This is a genomic window from Fibrisoma limi BUZ 3 (assembly GCF_000296815.2).
GTDB classification, from domain to species: domain Bacteria; phylum Bacteroidota; class Bacteroidia; order Cytophagales; family Spirosomataceae; genus Fibrisoma; species Fibrisoma limi.
Genome location: NZ_CAIT01000007.1, coordinates 505,153 through 522,253, shown reverse-complemented (window position 1 = coordinate 522,253; position 17,101 = coordinate 505,153). Strand labels below are relative to the sequence as shown.

At 50.2% G+C, this 17,101-nt stretch carries 8 protein-coding genes; 5 read left to right on the top strand and 3 right to left on the bottom strand.

Annotated features, from left to right (window positions below; genetic code table 11):
- The first annotated feature begins 162 nt into the window (after positions 1-162).
- Positions 163-2,238 (top strand): tetratricopeptide repeat-containing sensor histidine kinase, encoded by a 2,076-nt coding sequence (locus BN8_RS31920; RefSeq protein WP_192579073.1) that lies wholly within the window; start codon positions 163-165, stop codon positions 2,236-2,238.
- On the opposite strand, the gene BN8_RS18335 is transcribed toward BN8_RS31920, so the two are convergent.
- Positions 2,222-4,711 carry a sigma 54-interacting transcriptional regulator gene (locus BN8_RS18335; protein WP_009283417.1) on the bottom strand — a complete coding sequence of 830 codons (2,490 nt, stop codon included), beginning with the start codon at positions 4,709-4,711 and terminating at the stop codon, positions 2,222-2,224. The genes BN8_RS31920 and BN8_RS18335 overlap by 17 nt on opposite strands.
- 321 nt (positions 4,712-5,032) lie before the next feature.
- Here BN8_RS18335 and BN8_RS18330 point away from each other — a divergent pair, with 321 nt between their 5' ends.
- Genes BN8_RS18330 through BN8_RS18320 form a run of 3 tightly spaced genes read left to right on the top strand, consistent with a single transcriptional unit; the run spans position 5,033 to position 7,633 of the window.
- On the top strand, positions 5,033-5,890 hold the full coding sequence (locus tag BN8_RS18330; RefSeq protein ID WP_009283416.1) for an AraC family transcriptional regulator: 858 nt from the start codon (positions 5,033-5,035) through the stop codon (positions 5,888-5,890).
- A gap of 20 nt (positions 5,891-5,910) precedes the next feature.
- Positions 5,911-7,314 carry a dihydrolipoyl dehydrogenase gene (lpdA, locus tag BN8_RS18325; RefSeq protein ID WP_009283415.1) on the top strand — a complete coding sequence of 468 codons (1,404 nt, stop codon included), beginning with the start codon at positions 5,911-5,913 and terminating at the stop codon, positions 7,312-7,314.
- Positions 7,315-7,342: 28 nt separating this feature from the next.
- Positions 7,343-7,633 (top strand): hypothetical protein, encoded by a 291-nt coding sequence (locus tag BN8_RS18320; protein WP_144051769.1) that lies wholly within the window; start codon positions 7,343-7,345, stop codon positions 7,631-7,633.
- A gap of 216 nt (positions 7,634-7,849) precedes the next feature.
- On the opposite strand, the gene BN8_RS18315 is transcribed toward BN8_RS18320, so the two are convergent.
- The gene (locus BN8_RS18315) at positions 7,850-9,052 is read right to left on the bottom strand and encodes a DUF418 domain-containing protein (protein WP_040006235.1); all 1,203 of its coding nucleotides are present in this window, start codon (positions 9,050-9,052) and stop codon (positions 7,850-7,852) included.
- 84 nt (positions 9,053-9,136) lie between these two features.
- A complete protein-coding gene (locus BN8_RS18310) occupies positions 9,137-12,175 on the bottom strand; it encodes a cellulose binding domain-containing protein (RefSeq protein WP_009283413.1) in 3,039 nt (1,012 codons plus the stop codon).
- A gap of 661 nt (positions 12,176-12,836) precedes the next feature.
- On the opposite strand from BN8_RS18310, the gene BN8_RS18305 reads away from it, so the two are divergent.
- Complete coding sequence (locus tag BN8_RS18305) at positions 12,837-16,799, top strand: hybrid sensor histidine kinase/response regulator transcription factor (protein ID WP_009283412.1); 3,963 nt, start codon at positions 12,837-12,839, stop codon at positions 16,797-16,799.
- The last annotated feature ends 302 nt before the right edge of the window (positions 16,800-17,101 follow it).

Sequence of the window (17,101 nt, the reverse complement as noted above, 5' to 3'; positions counted from 1 at the left end):
TTTTTACAATCCATTCTGTTGGCTGGTTCGCTCTTAACACCCTTACTGGTGACGGCTCAGACCCGATCCGAAACGGGGTTGCCTACTCTTATCCAACAGCTTCAGTCTAGTCAACCTGACTCAAATAGGGTTAGAATTTTGCTAACTATTACAGATCACTACTTGAATTCAAAGGATGGGAATCCCATCATAAGGTGTAATAAAGCGCTGGATTTTGCCCGACAAGCCGTTGCTTTGAGCCGCTCATTAGGGCTACAACTTTTATTAGGAGAATGCCTGTTGGCAGAAAGTCAGGCACTGGTGATGATTCCAGACAAGGAACGGAGAAAAGCAGCCAAACAAGTACTGGTCGAAACCCTGAGCTTGTTCAAAGTTGATATCCATCCATTGTATTGGGCTAAAGCGAAGCTTTTATATGCCAGAACATACGGGAACAGGGATACTACTCGTGTTCCCTATTTGCATGAAGCACTGTCAATTTATAGAAAATTGACGTATAAGCCCGGAATCGTTGAAACATTGGCGACACTCGGGGAAACTGCCAGGTTGGTTGGTAAGTATCAATATGGGATAAGCATCCAAATGGAACGACTTGCTTTACAGCAGTCAATGCCTGACCAAGACATTGCTTCAACCTTGAGTCGGATTTCAACGTTGTATGAAGAGCTTGGGAATATGCCCAAAGCGTTGGCGTATGCTCAGCAGGGATATTTAGAAGCAAAAAAAAGAAAGGATCCCTTTCGAATAGCCATGTCAAACCAGAATATCGGTATTATATACTCGGCTATTGGTGATCACGAAATGGCGATACAGTACTTCCGCACAGGTCTCCAAATTTTTCAGGCTAACCAATATTATGATCCTGCGGTTCGCATTTGGCTGCATATGGTTATCAGGCTACGAACTTTAGGGCGGTATCAGGAAGCCCTACTGGAAGCGAAGGCAGCCCTAAAGCTAGCTGAGACAAAAGCCAAAGCTTATGAGTATAATGCCGTGCTTTCTTTGGCCAAATGCTATATCGCTTTGGGTGACTACGTAATTGCAGAGCGCTATTGTCTTCGGCTTTTACCTCTATACCCTGAACTGTCTGAAGGAAAAGCAGAAACATTACAAGCCCTAGGCGACGTGTATTTTGGGAAAAAGCAGTGGGCAAAATCGGAATTCTATTCAAAAGCTTCTTTTTCGTTACGGGAGAAAATAGGGAACCAACCTCATTTACAACGGGAAGTATTGCAGCAGCTATACAGGATAGATTCGGCCCGTGGGAATTACCAATCGGCGTTTTCCTACTATCAGATGTACACGGCAATGAATGATTCATTGCTTAATGCAGAAAAGAATAAGCAAATAGCCTTTATGCAAGTGCAGTTCGATACTGAAAAAAAAGAGCAGGACATTCGTTTGCTCCGACAGGATCAGGCTATTTCACGCGGTCGTTTCCAACTCACCATTGGCGGAGCCATTTTACTGATGCTGCTATTAGGGTTGACATACAACCGTTATCGATTGAAACAACGCAGCAACCTTCAACTCGAAACCAAACAATTACTCATAGATCAAAAAAACCAGTCGCTTCAGCAACTACTGGAAGAGCGGGAATGGATGCTCAAGGAGATCCACCACCGGGTCAAGAACAATCTACAGGTCATCTCCAGCATGCTCAACGCCCAGTTTAACTTTCTGCAAGACCCCTCGGCCCTGGCCGCCATCCGCGAGAGCCAGAACCGCGTACAGGTTATGGCCCTCATCCATCAGAAGCTCTACCAGTCCGACAACCTGGCTCAGATCGGTATGCAGGAGTACATCCATGAGATTGTCGACTACCTCATCGAGTCCTTTGACCGCTTTGATACGGTTCGCGCTCAAGTAAGCATTGCTGATGTTCACTTCGATGTCTCGCTGGCCACGCCCTTGGGGCTGATCATCAACGAAGCCCTGACCAACTCCTTAAAGTATGCCTTTCCTCATAACCGTCGGGGCGAGGTGGCGATACAATTGCGCCAGATAGACGAACAAACGTATCAGCTGACCATTCGTGACGACGGTGTGGGCTTACCGGATGGTTTTGATGCGAGTCGCAGTAAGACACTGGGAATGACCATGATACGGGGATTGAGTAAGCAGATCAAGGGAAAGCTGGACATCACCCAATGCAACGGCGTAGAGATCTCCCTACAATTTACCGTAGTAAAGAAAAAAGTCCGAACAGGGAGCCTAACGGCTAAGGCCGAGGGTTGATTCCCAGTTTTTTCATTTTGGCTTCTAAGGTTGTGGGTTTGATCTTAAGCAATTCGGCCGCTCCACCCTCCCCCCGAATTCGGTTGCCGGATTGGGCCAGGGCCGCCAGAATAGCCGCTCGCATGGTCTCCTGCAAGGGCCCAACTAGGGGTGGAGAAGGACTCATGGGTGTTGCCATACCGAACACAGAGTGGAGAGGCTCAGTTATTTCAAGCGTGGTTGTTTCCGACAATATAGCTGCACGTTCCAGTACGTGTTCAAGCTCTCGGATGTTGCCCGGCCAGCCATAATTGCGCATCTTTTGAAGAGTAGAGGTAGCAATTCGGGTCAGCGGTTTTCCAAGCTTCTTGCTTATTTTTTGTATAAAATTCAGGGATAGAGGAAGCAAATCTTCCGTCCGTTCACGTAGGGGAGGCAATTCAATTGGAAAAACGTTTAGGCGGAAGTATAGATCCGGTCGGAACTGATTCGCGGCTACTTCTTTTTCCAGGTTTCGGTTTGTAGCTGCAATGATCCGAACATTAACCTTAATAGGCCCCTTGCCCCCCAGGCGCTCAATTTCTTTTTCCTGAATTACCCGGAGCAACTTGCTTTGCAGCTCCAGAGGCAGCTCACCAATTTCATCCAGAAAAATGGTCCCTCCATCAGCCAGTTCGAATTTACCAATTCGTTTTTCAGTCGCTCCTGTAAAGCTTCCCCGCTCGTGACCAAATAACTCAGACTCAATGAGCTGTGCTGGCAGCGCAGCGCAGTTCACCTTCACCATAGTCCTCATTTTTCGGTTTGAAAGATTGTGCACTGCACGGGCAATAAGCTCTTTGCCTGTACCGGTTTCGCCCAGGATAAGCACTGTCGAATCCGTTGGGGCAACCTGGCTGATGCGTTTAAATACAGCTTGCATAGCGGGTCCATTACCCACCATTTCTTCAAAATTGGCAATGGTATTTAGTTCTTCAGTCAGGTACGTTTTTTCCTGTTCGAGTCGCTCACTAAGTTTCTGAATTTGAATAAAGGCCAGCATGTTTTCCAGTGCCATGGCAAACTGTTGGCTAATCCCCTGCAGTACGTCCCGGTCTTTGGAGGTATACGCATAAGCCGCCTGGCTATAAAGCCACAGCCAGGCGGTCGACTGCCCTTTAATAAATACAGGAACGTGTAAACAAGACCTTACTGCCTGGTTTTCCCTAAACGGATTTGGCAGGGGACCAGTGGTGGATAACACCTGTTCACCATTTATGACCGTCTGGGCCGCTGCCCATTTTACCAAACTCGAGTCGATGACTACCTCAAAAGAGCCCCCCTTTTTCTGAACAGCAATTTCCAACTCTGAGGTCATTTCCTCAGTTTGTCCGAAGATTAACAGATTAAAAGGCAACAACTTATCAAGTGCCCTGGCCACTTGAAGCATCGTTTCCTTTATGTCCTTTCCATTTTTAAACGCAGTAACAATCGCTAATTCCGTTGTTTTAATAAGTCGATGTTCGTCAATTTCCTCGTACGCCAGTAAATTGTTCAGCGCTAGCGAAATTTGAGGAATAATTAAGCTTACTACTTCATACTCCTTCTGCGTGAAACTATCCGCATGAGTGTTGGCCAGAACCAGGTAGGTAAATGAATTCTGGTTTAGTTGAATCGGGAAGAGAGCCAGCGACCGTACGCCCAAATAGTCATAGCAGGAACGAACCGTTTGGTATCGTTCGCAAAGCCGCTCCAGGCAGAGCCCTGTATAGATCCCAGCCGGTTCGGTCATTTGCTCCACGGATTCCTGCTCTAGTTTATCGATTTCTTCCGGTAGTAGTTCCCGTTGTAGTAAAGACGTCAGGTTGAGTCGTTCGAACGTAGTTGAACTGGTACGCCGTAGCATCAACCAGTATCCGGTAGCCTCCTGAGGCCGGACGATTCGTAAGTTGAAAAATGAGAAGGGAACCAGGGTGTTTATCTGGTCAGCAATAGCCCAGCAAAGCCGTTCCCGGTCCTGAATGGTTACGATGGCATTGTTGACGGCAATTTGCAGGGCCTTTTGTTGTCGAAGTTTCGCTTCTTCACCGTGGGCGTGCCGGAAGCGGGCAATTTCCAGGGTTGTTAAAACGTCTTTTTCCCTAAACGGCTTGTTTAAAAAACCGAACGGCTGGGTTTGTTTGGCCTCAGATAGCACATTGTCCGTCAGGTTCGCCGAGAGATAGACAAAAGGAATATCTCGCTCACGGAGCCAGTAAGCCAGATCGATGCCAGTCTGATCGCCATCCAGAAAAATGTCCAAAAGAACAATATCTGGTTGCTGGTCATTGATTGCTGTCATTGCTTCAGACACTGATTCGGCCTGACCTATTACTCTGTAGCCAGCCTTTTCCAGCATCCACCGCAGATCGTTGGCAATCATAAATTCGTCTTCGACAATTAATAAGGAAGGTGATAGCACCTGCTCTTTCATGGCAACCATCGCTTCTAAAGTTCTGGGGTGATTATTCAGCATGTCTGGAAGCTATTACCTCAAACGAGGTACCAGTCAGGAAGCATTCTGATTGACTATTAGTGTAAAGGTTCTGTCAACCAGGGCTCTCTCAAAATTAAGCACATTCCTACCCATTTCAGAACTCCAAAATCATCCTCCAACATATTGGAGAAAATCTGTAATAATGTAGCTCAGGGAAAAGTTTAAAAGTAGCCTATAGTAAGATAAGCGTCTCACTTTTAGATAGTTTGTATTCTGATTGTTCCTGAAACACTTCGGATGGCATCTTATTGGCAAAAGATGCTACCATAAACAGGCTCCTGACATCTAACTCCTCTTCTCATGAAACGCCTTGTTCAATTCGACCCACTGCTGATTCAACAGCTGGAAATGACCCAATGGACCGTTCCTATTCACACGCACGACTTTTATGAGTTAATTATCATTCGACAAGGGGTTGGTTTTCATACGATCAACGGAAACCGATTTTCGTATTCTGCGGGCGATGTTTTTCTGTTGGGTCCTTCGGACAATCATCTTTTTTCAATTGAACAAAAAAGTCAGTTGTGCCTCATAACGTTTACTGACGCTTATCTGGAAGGCCTGATTAACATACACAAAACCGTTTGGCAACGCATGCGTAGCGTCAGCCTGCATACGATGCAAGGTTTGACGGGTAGTTTGATTACCAATCCAGGTGATCATCAGAATCTAAATTTGTTATTAGCAATCATTCTGACGGAGCAAAACCAACATTCATCGGTGATGGCTTCCCTAATGGGCGCTTTGCTCAATCTCATCGAACGCCAACTGACGCCTGTTCAATTAAAAGAATTACCCCTCCCGAAAGCGTCAAACGATCTGGTCCAGGGCATTATAGCCCACATCTGCCAGTACATTACCGAACCGGATCAGCTGCGGATAGAGCAGTTAGGGGATATTTTTCATTATTCGCCGGGCCACCTTAGTGTCCTGTTCAAACAGCAGGTAGGTACCTCGTTGCAGCAATACATTATGCAGTATAAACTGGGGCTGGTTGAAAAGCGACTTCGTTTGAGTACCCAGACAATCAGTCAAATCGCCGATGAGTTTGGTTTCACGGATATCTGCCACTTGAATAAACTTTTCAAACGATATTATCGTCAAGCCCCCCTGGGTTACCGTCGCGACACAACCAGTTTTCCCTTGACCGCTAATTGATCACCCTGAAACGACAGTTTATGGAGAACACTTATGACATTGTTGTTATTGGCTCAGGACCAGGCGGCTATACGGCCGCTATACGAGCCGCACAACTTAACTATCGGGTTGCCATAATTGAGAAATACGCGACATTAGGCGGAACCTGTACCAACGTAGGTTGTATTCCGGCAAAGGCCCTGCTCGACAGTTCCGAACATTTTCATAAAGCACAACAACAGTTCAATACGCATGGTATCCGGACAGGTGGTATCAGCCTGGACTTTGTCCAGTTTATGAAACGGAAAGTGGACGTTGTTAAACAGAATACCAATGGGCTAAACTTCTTGATGAAGAAAAATAAAATTGACGTGCATCAGGGAACAGGCAGCTTTATTGACCCATTCCATATTCGAATCAGGAAAGATGACAGTGAAACAATTTTAGAAACAACCTACTGCATCATCGCTACCGGTTCAAAACCGTCATCCCTTCCAGGAGTAGTCGTCGACAAACAACGGGTCATTACTTCTACCGAGGTGCTTTCATTAACCGAATTCCCGAAGTCGATGATCATAATTGGAGGTGGGGTTATTGGTGTAGAATTGGCGTCCGTTTACGCCCGGCTCGGTACTACAGTCACTATTATTGAATATGCAGATTCATTAATTCCGGCTATGGACCGGGAATTAGGTGCGGCACTGGCCCGATCGTTACGTAAACTTTCCATTACAATCCAACTCAACAGCCGCGTAAGAGAAGTAACTAATCTTAATGGCGAAGCAGTCGTCAGCTTTATTAATAGTGAAGGAGTTGATCATCAGATACGAGCCGACTATTGCGTTGTGGCTGTTGGTAGGAAAGCGTTTACCGACGGCCTAAACCTGGAAGCTGTGGGTATCGAGGTGAGTAGAAATGGGAGGATTTCGGTCAACAAGCAACTACAAACCGCTGTGCCAACGATTTATGCAATAGGTGATGTAATCGAAGGGCCAATGTTGGCACATAAGGCTGAGGAAGAAGGCACCTTTGTGGCCGAGGTTATCAATGGCCAAAAGCCTCATATAAAATACGAGCTTATTCCTAATGTTGTCTATACATGGCCCGAAGTTGCTTCTGTAGGCAGTACAGAGGAGCGACTGAAAGCGTCTGATCTGCCTTACAGGGTAGGGAAATTTCCGTATTCAGCAAGCGCCAGGGCGCGGGCCTCTATGGATGTTGATGGTTTTGTTAAGGTACTTACCGATCCTACGTATGGTGAAATTTTAGGTGTCCATATCATTGGCCCTCGTGCTGCTGATGTAATCGCCCAAGTGGTAGTGGCTATGGAGTACGAAGTCACTGACTATGAAATAGGCCGGATCTCGTACGCTCACCCGACCTATTCAGAAGCGCTCAAAGAAGCTTATTTACAGGCCTCCGGCCAGGGAGCTATTAATATTTAAAGTTATGTATACTGAGCCAAAAGGACCAATGGAGTCTGCTCTATATAACTACACCGATGTTTATTTCGTCGTTTTGGAGATGGATGAATTAGAACACATCTTTTGTCTTTATGCACATCTTTCTCGCCACCGCTCGGCAAGTGGTTTTTACCTGGCCCAGATTTTGGAGCCGGAAAGCGAGGAAATTGTCTTCTTTGATTGTGCAATGGATCTACAAACGCTCAGGGCTCAGGTTGATACCACAATTAGTTTAGCTGGCAACATCCTCTTCTGTTATCGAAGTGAAGTTGAACCTCATTTTGAGTGGTTTGCGCCCTGAATCTGTATAATTAGATGAAGAATTGTGCTTATAAAAACTGTCTAGCCCTTAACCCCGCCAAGGTGGGTCAGATCATTTCCGAAATCGCTGGGTCCCTACTCAATTGCCAGCACCAATCCGTGGACATACGGCTTTTTTCTATATAAATCATTATTATACCGCTGATAATGAATGCTCTTCAGATTAACTGCAGTGCTTTCTGCAGGAAGGGCTGGATTAATCCGAGCCCATGTCGTAAACTAAATTCCGCCAGAGCGTCTCCATGGGGCCCCTTGGGTGACTACTCAGCCACCAGGTGCTGACCCAAACCTGAAACCCATAGATGCACACCACCGACAGCAGCGATTCCAACAGCGTCAACCGTCCCAAAAGCCCACCTGCATAGTCATAAAAAAACAGCATATACAACAGCGTTTGCAGTAGATAATTGGTCAACCACATGCGACCAACGTTCCCGATCCAGGCCCAAAAACGGGTGGGCAGGGGAGGTAGATTAAGTCCTAGTTCAAGCAAATAAATTCCGGTCAACAACAGGGTGCCCAGAAAGTCGGCCAGAGAGAACAACAACGCGTCAAAAGCCCGCTGATCCAGCAGGTGCACGCCCACAATCGGCAGGCAAGCAAGCCCTTTTAGAATCAGGCTGATGGGAAAGACCAGCAAAAGCAGTAATGATAATTGAACCCGTAGCTCGGCCAGGCGATGCAGCGATCGCCACTTGCCTACCACCAGGCCCAGCAGTAACATGATTTCCTGCTGGGCATACGAATTCAGACCCGGCTCCCGGGCCAGCCGATGGCCCATGACCAACCCCCAAGGTTGTAGCCTCATGATCGCCCTGATCGATGTATGCTGCCAGGTTTGGGCCAATTGCCTCACCATACCTTCAAGCCTGGCCTGACGGATAGCCAGCACCGGTGGGCCAGCTGGAAAGACGATGGCCAGCAGCGTCTGAACCAGCAGCACGAACAGTATCAAGCCAACTATCCAACTCAGCAGCAATGCAACCGATTGGCTTCGGAAATAGAGCAGGCTAAAGCCCAGCAGGGCATACACGTGAAGAAGATCGCCCAACCCGCACACAACGCCGTGAACTAAGCCAAACCCAAAAAGCACCCATAGCCCACGTTTGAGAATCCGATCCATATCCAGCCCCTCCCGCTTCACGTGTTCACTCATCAGGTAAACGCTTATGCCAAACCCGAAGCTGAAGAGGTTTACAAACGGGCCGTCGACAAACAAGTGAAGAAAAAATTGGATCAGCGCGTAGCTGCCCGCCTGATCTCCCTGGATTGGATAGACCTGCTCTGGGTGAAGGAAGGCGACTACCGAATAGAGCTGGTTGTTCATCACCAGCATGCCCAGAAGGGCCAGCCCCCGCACACAGTCAAGAGGAAGCAGCCGATCGGAATCTGTTCTCATTTCTGTGGGCATTTTATAAATTTAAGCGTGGCACGACCACAACGGGTAAAACACTGGCAGTTCTACCCGTCGATATTCAGATCCTTAGTTAACTTTCAGTAGTTTGACCGTCTGCCACTGCGTAGGTGTACTGACCCGTAAAAGCTTTATGCCTGCCGACTGACCAGCTACCGAAAGCTGATGCCGTTCAAAAGCTTCTCGGCCCATGACCTGTTTTTCCGCCAGGATATGCCCCTGGAGGTCGGTCAGCAGCAGCCGTATAGGCTGGCCATCCGCGCCCCCCACTTCCAGTTCTACCTCATTGCCCAGGATGGGATTCCCCAATACCACTACCTTCAGCTCGGAGGACGCTTCGGCGGAGGCCATACGCGCATTGGGTGCCGAAGGTTCGGTGCCATACACCAGTGCTCCATCCAGATACACCGTCATTTTGGGGTTGGGAGCCATTGGACCACTGGGTTGGTAGGAATGGTCATTACTTTGGTTGAAGTTGCTCCAATCCGACTTGGCAATTCGGTATTGGATATTACCGGTGCCGCTCAGGGGATACAGATTACCTAACGTGGGCAGGAAACTTAGCTCCAGGTAACTATCGGCGCCCGGCACTGGCGTAGTCAGCCTGACCAGCTTGCCTTTTAGGTTACTGACACCTAACTGGGCATAATCCAGATAGACGTTCAGGGGTGACGTTCCCTCGGCCGTCAGCCAGTAGCGTACGGTTAGCTTCGGGTAGGAAACGGATACATTGCCTTCGTTACGCAGTTGCACATACGTACTGATGCTGTTGGTGGTAGCACTGCTCTTGCTTTCGGCATACACTTTCAGGCTTTGTACTGGGTCTACCAGCGTCGGTTCGGTGCCCCAGACGAGTTGGCCAGCCAGGTAAGCAGTTATGCGGTTGTTTTTTGTGTAGTTGATCGTGCCCGCATACGAATAGTCATCGGCTTCGTTGAAGGCCGTCCAGTCGTTCTTGCCGATGCGGGATTGGATGGGTCCCGAGTTGGCGCCCCCAGCTAGGCTACCCGCCGAACTGTCGAAGCTGTACTCAATATAACCTATGGCTCCCTGACGAGGCTGAGGCAGTTCGACGTACTTCATTTTGATCTTACCCGTGCCCAGCTGGGCCCAGTCGATGACCAAATTGGTATTCAGCGGAGAGAATTCCTCCACGGTCAGCCAGTAGCGCAGCGTAATATCCTGGTAAGCAATAGAAGTAGCCCCTTCGTTGGCCAGTTGTAAATAGGGCCGGATACTGTTGTTGGTGAGTTGTTTGTTGTCGTTATCCAGGTGCAGCACGCTGATCCCGAGTGCGGGTGGGCTACAACTGCCACTAACGGTCATCGAAGCCGTAGCCGAACAACCGTTGAACGAAGTGACCACTACGGAATACGTACCGGCTTGGGTAACGGTAGCCGTGTTGCCACCATTGATCTGAGTAGCCCCAGTACTGAAGACATAGTTAGCTCCTGCAGTAACAGGCGCTGTCAGCGTCACCGTTGGATTAACGCAGCTAATGACTCCACTGACAGTTAGGCTGGCCGTAGGGGGCGTCGTGCTACCCATTACTGTTACACTGGCCGTAGCCGAACAGCCGCTCGATGTAGTGACTGTTACGGAATACGTACCGGCCTGGGTGACCATAGCGGTGTTGCCACCGTTGACCTGAGCAGCCCCAGTACTGAAAGCATAACTGGCGCCCGGAATGGAGGTGGCGGTCAGGGTCACCGTGGGAGTGGTACAACTGAGTTGGCCGGTTGAAGGGGTGATCTCAACGACTGGAGAAACACAACCAAGTTTGACCAGCCAGTAATCAAAATCACCGTTGTTTGGGTCCGTTTTATCCTGACCAGCCGGTGAATTCGAACTACCTAACAACAAATAATTCCCAGCGCCCGTAGCGATCATTGAAGGGTATTGGTCAGCTCCGGAGCTCCCCAATGTCTGCTCCCATTGTTTGCTACCGTTGGCATCCACTTTGACCAGCCAGTAATCAATATCCCCTTTATTGGGGGCGATTTTATCGCCATCATTCGGCGAATTTGAATAGCCTGCCAACAGGTAACCCCCATCGCTCGTCGCGATTGCTGAGGATATTCTATCCACCCCGGATCCACCGAAGGTTTTATCCCACTGTTTACTGCCGTCTGCATTCACTTTGACCAACCAGTAATCGTAATTCCTTATATTGGGGGCGGTTTTATCGCCCCCATCCGGCGAATCCGAATGACCTGCCAACAGGTAACCCCCATCGCTCGTCGCGATTGCTGAGGCTAACCCTTCCCGCTTGGAACTGCCGAAGGCTTTATCCCACTGTTTGTTGCCCATGGCATCTACTTTAACAATCCAGTAATCATAGTTGCCTTTAGCTTCTGTTTTGTCGCCACCGACCGGTGAATTCGAGTGACCTGCCAGTAGATAGCCGCCATCGGCCGTGGCTATTACCGAAGACAACGCATCCCATATGGAACTACCAAAGGCTTTATCCCACTGTTTGTTGCCATTGACATCTACTTTAACGATCCAATAATCAACAAACCCCATGTTGGGGGCGGTTTTATCCCGACCGGCTGGGGATTCTGAGACACCTGCCAGCAAGTAACTCCCATCGGTTGCGGCCACCATTGAGGTGATCTCATCTGTTCCGGGGCCACCGAAGGTATGCTCCCACTGTTTGGTGCCCGTGGCATCCACTTTGACCAGCCAGTAATCCCAGTCGCCTTCTGCCGTGGAACTAGAGCCCCCTCCGAGTAAAAAGCCACCATCGGCAGTGGCTAACACCGAACTTAAGCGATCATAGCCGGAGCCACCGTAGGTATGATCCCATTGTTTGTTGCCATTGACATCCACTTTGACCAACCAGGCATCATAATCACCCGCATTGGGGGCAGTTTTATCGCCATCAACCAGCGAATTTGAATAGCCAGCCAGCAGGTAACCCCCATCGGTCGTAGCCACTACCAAAGAGGCTGTCTCACTCCCGGAGCCCCCCAGGGTCTTATCCCACTGTTTGGGTAGTTGAGCCTTCACCAAACTTCCAGTCATCAGCAGTAGGCTAACGGTCCAGACCAGGCGAGTCAGAGGACCTGAGTGATTTTTGGTTAAATAATGTAGATTACGTTTCATCGTCTGATTGCGTTAAATAAGAAGAAGGATGTGTTGAGTTGATCGGGTTTACAATTCCAGACCAGCAATGAGGTTGCCAGAAGGGCATACATACTGTGCTTTTTCATGATCGTGATTCTAAAAATTTGATTAAAAAATGAATGAATGAGTAGTTGAAAAAAGGAAGGCCTGACAGGCTGACCCGCCTGATAGCGGCTGTCATTGACGAGGCAAAATTGGGGTACAGAGGCCCCAACGAGGTAGCAAAATGCGGACAACTGACTAACAAAATGCGGCCAATTTTGCCAAGACGGCCCTGTCAGCCCGACTTTTTAGTACCTTACCGGGAAAAAACAAGATGAAAGCTATAAGCGATTAAGCGCCCTTATGAGCCAGCAGATACGCTGAGGGGGAGAGGGAAAACTGGTCCTTAAAACATTTGGGGAAGTAAGAAGACAAGTGATAAACGCACAACATACTGAACGGTAAAAACAGTTTCGAGATGGGCCGCACCGCCAAGTACGGTGCCCCGCTAGTTCCAGCGGCTGTACCGGCCACTGCAATGTCGCCCCAGTATGGAGCGTGCCAGATGTTACCTTTTGCCAATACCTGGGGTAGTCGTTTGGGTTTTTACCATGCTTCCCCTAATTTTAATTGCCCTCAACCCTAAACTTCTTCCCACGTGGTATTAAGCCGCTGGTTTTTGTTTCTGCTCTTGCTGGCAACTTATGAACTGGCAGCCCAGCCTTTTGTGAGCCGCACCCTTAGTCTTCAACAGGGCTTGCCTGAATTTTACGTCTCTGGTATTGTCCAGGATAAAGCCGGTTTTGTCTGGATCGCCACCCGTAATGGATTAGCCCGCTACGATGGCCGACGCTTCAAAATTTTTCGCCATCAACCCCGTAGCAACCGATCGATAGCCGGTAACATCATCTTGTCGCTGCAACTCGTCTCGGATTCAACGATCCTGATCCATCTGGAAAATGGGCGCTTTCAATTGCTGAATCCCATCACCGAACAGTTTAGTGATTTACTTACCCCAAAGCGACTGGATCAGGCGCGCATAGGGGTAGCGCAGGGCAGGCTGACCGTCAACGGAGATCAGTTCTGGGGACGAAATGGCACGCAACTCATTCACTTTCAGACCAAGCAGGATCAGGTTTCAATTTATCCCCTACCCACCATCCGTCTTCCCAAGGATGTTTCCATTGGCAATACATTCTTATTGGACGCCCCGGCCAAGCTATACGCTCCTTATCCGGGAGGATTGTTTGCGTTTAATACAGCAACCCGCCAGTTTCGCCAGTGGCCCCATCCCGCCATCGTCGAGCACGGCACGATCCGTAACTTCTATGATACGCCCCTGGCCCGACGGGCCAACGGAGACATCCTTGTTGGGGGAGTCAGCCAACTAGTTGCCTTTTCGCCCCACACCAATAGGTTTCGATCAATTTCCATCCCCAGTACTACGGATACCAAGGTGGGGCTTATTCACGCGGGCGTCGATGGGAATGTCTACTTTACCCACGCTATGACCGTCTACCGGATGACGCCGGATGACCACATTACGCCCCTCTGGACGGCCCCTCACGTAGATTACCACAACTACTTTCACGCCCTGCTGCTAGACCGCTCGGGCGTGTTGTGGATCGGTACCAATGGCGATGGCGTCCAGCAACTTGACCTGCGCTCGCTGCCGGTGAGGAACTACCCCTATCACACTAACTTTGTGGCCGATATCCTCAACCTTGAACTAGGCCTGCCAACGCCCGACTGGGCTCAATCCTATAACATACCCTATCGCCTGCGGTTTGGCGGGGCGACCGCTTATCTATCGGCCCGGTTTGACGCTGCATACCATCTGTTTCGTACCAACCAAATGGGGCGAAGCCTGCGGCCGCTGTTGTCGATCCAGCAAGGGCAGCAACGTTTCATCTTTAATGAAGGTAATGGCCTGCGGGTCCTGCCGGGGGGCACCATCTGGATGGTTGATATTTTTCAGGGCCTGATTAAAGCCGACACGTCAGGTCGGGTGCTGAACGTGTTTACGCTGCCCAATGATCAGGTCAGCGATATTCAGCCGCTGGGCAACTGGATATGGATCGGCTCGGAGTTTAATGGTCTATATGCGTATGACCCCCAGGCCCGGCGTATCGTACGGCACCTGCGTTACCAGCCGACGGACTCGACCACCCTGATTTCCGATCATATCTGGTGCTTAGCGGCCGATCCCCAGGACACATCGGTACTCTGGGTAGGCACTCAGGAAGGCCTCTGCCGTCTGGATACGCGCACCATGCACTGCCGAGCCTGGACTGAAAAAGAGGGCCTTCCGAGTGCCACCATCAACACCCTGCTGACCGACCGCCGGGGCCAGCTCTGGTTTAGCACCCTGAGCGGCATCAGTCGGCTGGAGCCACGCAGTGGGCGGATGCGGCATTTCACCACCGCCGATGGCCTATTGGATATCGAGTACAAACCTTTCCTGGGGACTCAATTACCCGATGGCCGACTGGCTTTTGGCGGCTTAACGGGCTTGACGGTGTTCGATCCGCTGGCCCTGAAAGAAGCGACGCCCCAGCCGGTGCCCACGGTGCTTACGACGCTGCGGATTGCCAATGTGCCCGTCGAACCGGGCTGGCCCGGTTCACCCCTGACGCTTCCCCTCAACGCCACAGCGACGCTCTATCTAACGTATACACAAAATTTTCTAACGTTTGAATATGCCGGTTTGCAATACAATAAACCGACCAGCCTACAGTATCGCTACCAGCTCACCGGCGTTGACGAGGCTTGGGTATATGCCGGTGGGCAAAACGTAGCTCAGTACACCCAGTTAGCGCCGGGCGCGTATACGTTCCGGGTCAATGCGGCCGATGCCAATGGGCGCTGGAGCCCTTTCATCAAAACGATTCAGGTGGTGATTGCTCCGCCCTGGTGGCGGACAGGCTGGGCCTATGGCTTGTATACCCTGCTGGTAGTAGGACTGATTCGGGCCTTTATTCAATACCGTATCAACCAGGAACGGCTTCGGCAGGAGATGATCCTCAACGAACAGGAAGCGAAGCTGATCAAGGAAAACGCCGACTGGCAGACGCGGTTTTTTACGAATATCACCCATGAGTTCAGAACGCCCCTGACGCTGATCATCAATCCACTGGAGCGGTTACTGGGCCAATCAAGCCCTCCTGCGCTCCGGCAGCAATACGATCTCATGCACCGGAATGCCAAACGCTTGTTACGGTTAATCAATCAGCTACTGGATATTGCCAAACTGGAAGCGGGCCAACTGGCGGTGACCGAATCAAGGGGGAATCTGACCACTTTCTTTTCTGAACTGGTGGATTCCTTCCGGTTGAGAACCGAACGAAAAGGTATTCAGTTGACTTACGAAGCGACGGGTCTCCCAACCGATTACCTTTTCGATGCCCCCAAACTGGAAACCATTGGCTACAATCTGGTCTCGAATGCGGTAAAGTTTACCCCCGAAGGCGGTTCGATTCAGGTAACACTTCGGGGGGAACCGTCCGGAGATAGCCCGGCGCAGCTTCAACTGCGGGTAGCGGACACGGGTGTGGGCATTTCGGACCAGCAACTCCCACATATATTTGACCGCTTCTACCAAGGTCAGGATTCTCCCGTCAGTATGGGGGGAGGCACGGGCATCGGCCTGTTTCTGGTGGCCGAGTTTACCCATCTGCTGGGGGGGCAGGTGACCGTAGCGAGCCAGCTTGGGCAGGGGTCGATTTTCACCGTCATGCTTCCCCTCAAGCCAGCCGCTGGAACGCCGGCCGACGTCAAAGCCTTACCAACCGATGGATTAAAAACCGATTTGGCGTCAACTCGGCAACTTCCGGTGGCCTCAACCACGGCCCCGTTGATTCTGGTGGTGGATGATAACGAGGATCTGCGGGAGTTCATGGCCGGGGAATTAGCTGGCCAATACCGGGTGTTGACGGCAGTCAATGGGCAGGAGGGCTGGCAGCTTTGTCTTCAGGAACTGCCCGAACTGGTCATCTCGGATGTAATGATGCCATTGGTGGATGGCTTTACGCTGGTCGAACGCATCAAAACCACGCCCCTGACAGCCCATATCGCTGTCATTCTGCTCACGGCCAGAACAATGGCTGATTCGCGCATCCAGGGCTTAACTGTAGGCGCGAATGACTATTTGACCAAGCCCTTTCAGGTGCAGGAATTACACCTCAGGCTTGCCAACCTGCTGCGGCATCAGCAGCAGTTGCGCCTGCACTGGCAGCAGCAGGCTCGTCAGCCCGATGTACCCCCGGCCGAAGTTGCGCCGACCCAGTTATCCTTCGAAGATCCATTCTTGCTTCAGCTCTACGCAGTGCTGGACCAACGGCTGGCCAATTCCGATTTTATGGCCGACCAACTGGCCGATGCGCTGGCGGTGAGTCCCCGAACGCTACACCGTAAATTGGTGGCCCTGACGGGTATGAACGTGTCGGAACTGATGCGTTCGTACCGACTCCGGAAAGCGGCTGCACTGCTTCAGCAAGGCGCTACGGTCTCGGAAGCGGCTGAAAAAGTGGGCTTCGACGGCCTGTCTTACTTCTCCAAATGTTTTAAGGACCAGTTTTCCCTCTCCCCCTCAGCGTATCTGCTGGCTCATAAGGGCGCTTAATCGCTTATAGTTTTCATCTTGTTTTTTTCCGGTAAGGTACTAAAAAGTCGGGCTGGCAGGGCTGTCTTGGCAAAATTGGCCGCATTTTGTTAGTCAATTGTCCGCATTTTGCTACCTCGTTGGGGCCTCTGTACCCCAATTTTGCCTCGTCAATGACAGCCGCTATCAGGCGGGTCAGCCTGTCAGGCCTTCCTTTTTTTACACCCAAATCAATTCATTTTTAACTAATAAAAACACAATGAAAAAGCAAGTTACGTATGCCGTTGTTGCCGCTACTTTCCTAATGTGGAATTGTAAGCCTA

Bases quoted from the DNA above. Each gene is read 5' to 3' on its own strand.
- BN8_RS18315 (WP_040006235.1), bottom strand. From the start codon at position 9,052: ATGAGAACAGATTCCGATCGGCTGCTTCCTCTTGACTGTGTGCGGGGG.
- BN8_RS18335 (WP_009283417.1), bottom strand. From the start codon at position 4,711: ATGCTGAATAATCACCCCAGAACTTTAGAAGCGATGGTTGCCATGAAA.
- BN8_RS18320 (WP_144051769.1), top strand. From the start codon at position 7,343: ATGGAGTCTGCTCTATATAACTACACCGATGTTTATTTCGTCGTTTTG.
- BN8_RS18330 (WP_009283416.1), top strand. From the start codon at position 5,033: ATGAAACGCCTTGTTCAATTCGACCCACTGCTGATTCAACAGCTGGAA.
- lpdA (WP_009283415.1), top strand. From the start codon at position 5,911: ATGGAGAACACTTATGACATTGTTGTTATTGGCTCAGGACCAGGCGGC.
- BN8_RS18310 (WP_009283413.1), bottom strand. From the start codon at position 12,175: ATGAAACGTAATCTACATTATTTAACCAAAAATCACTCAGGTCCTCTG.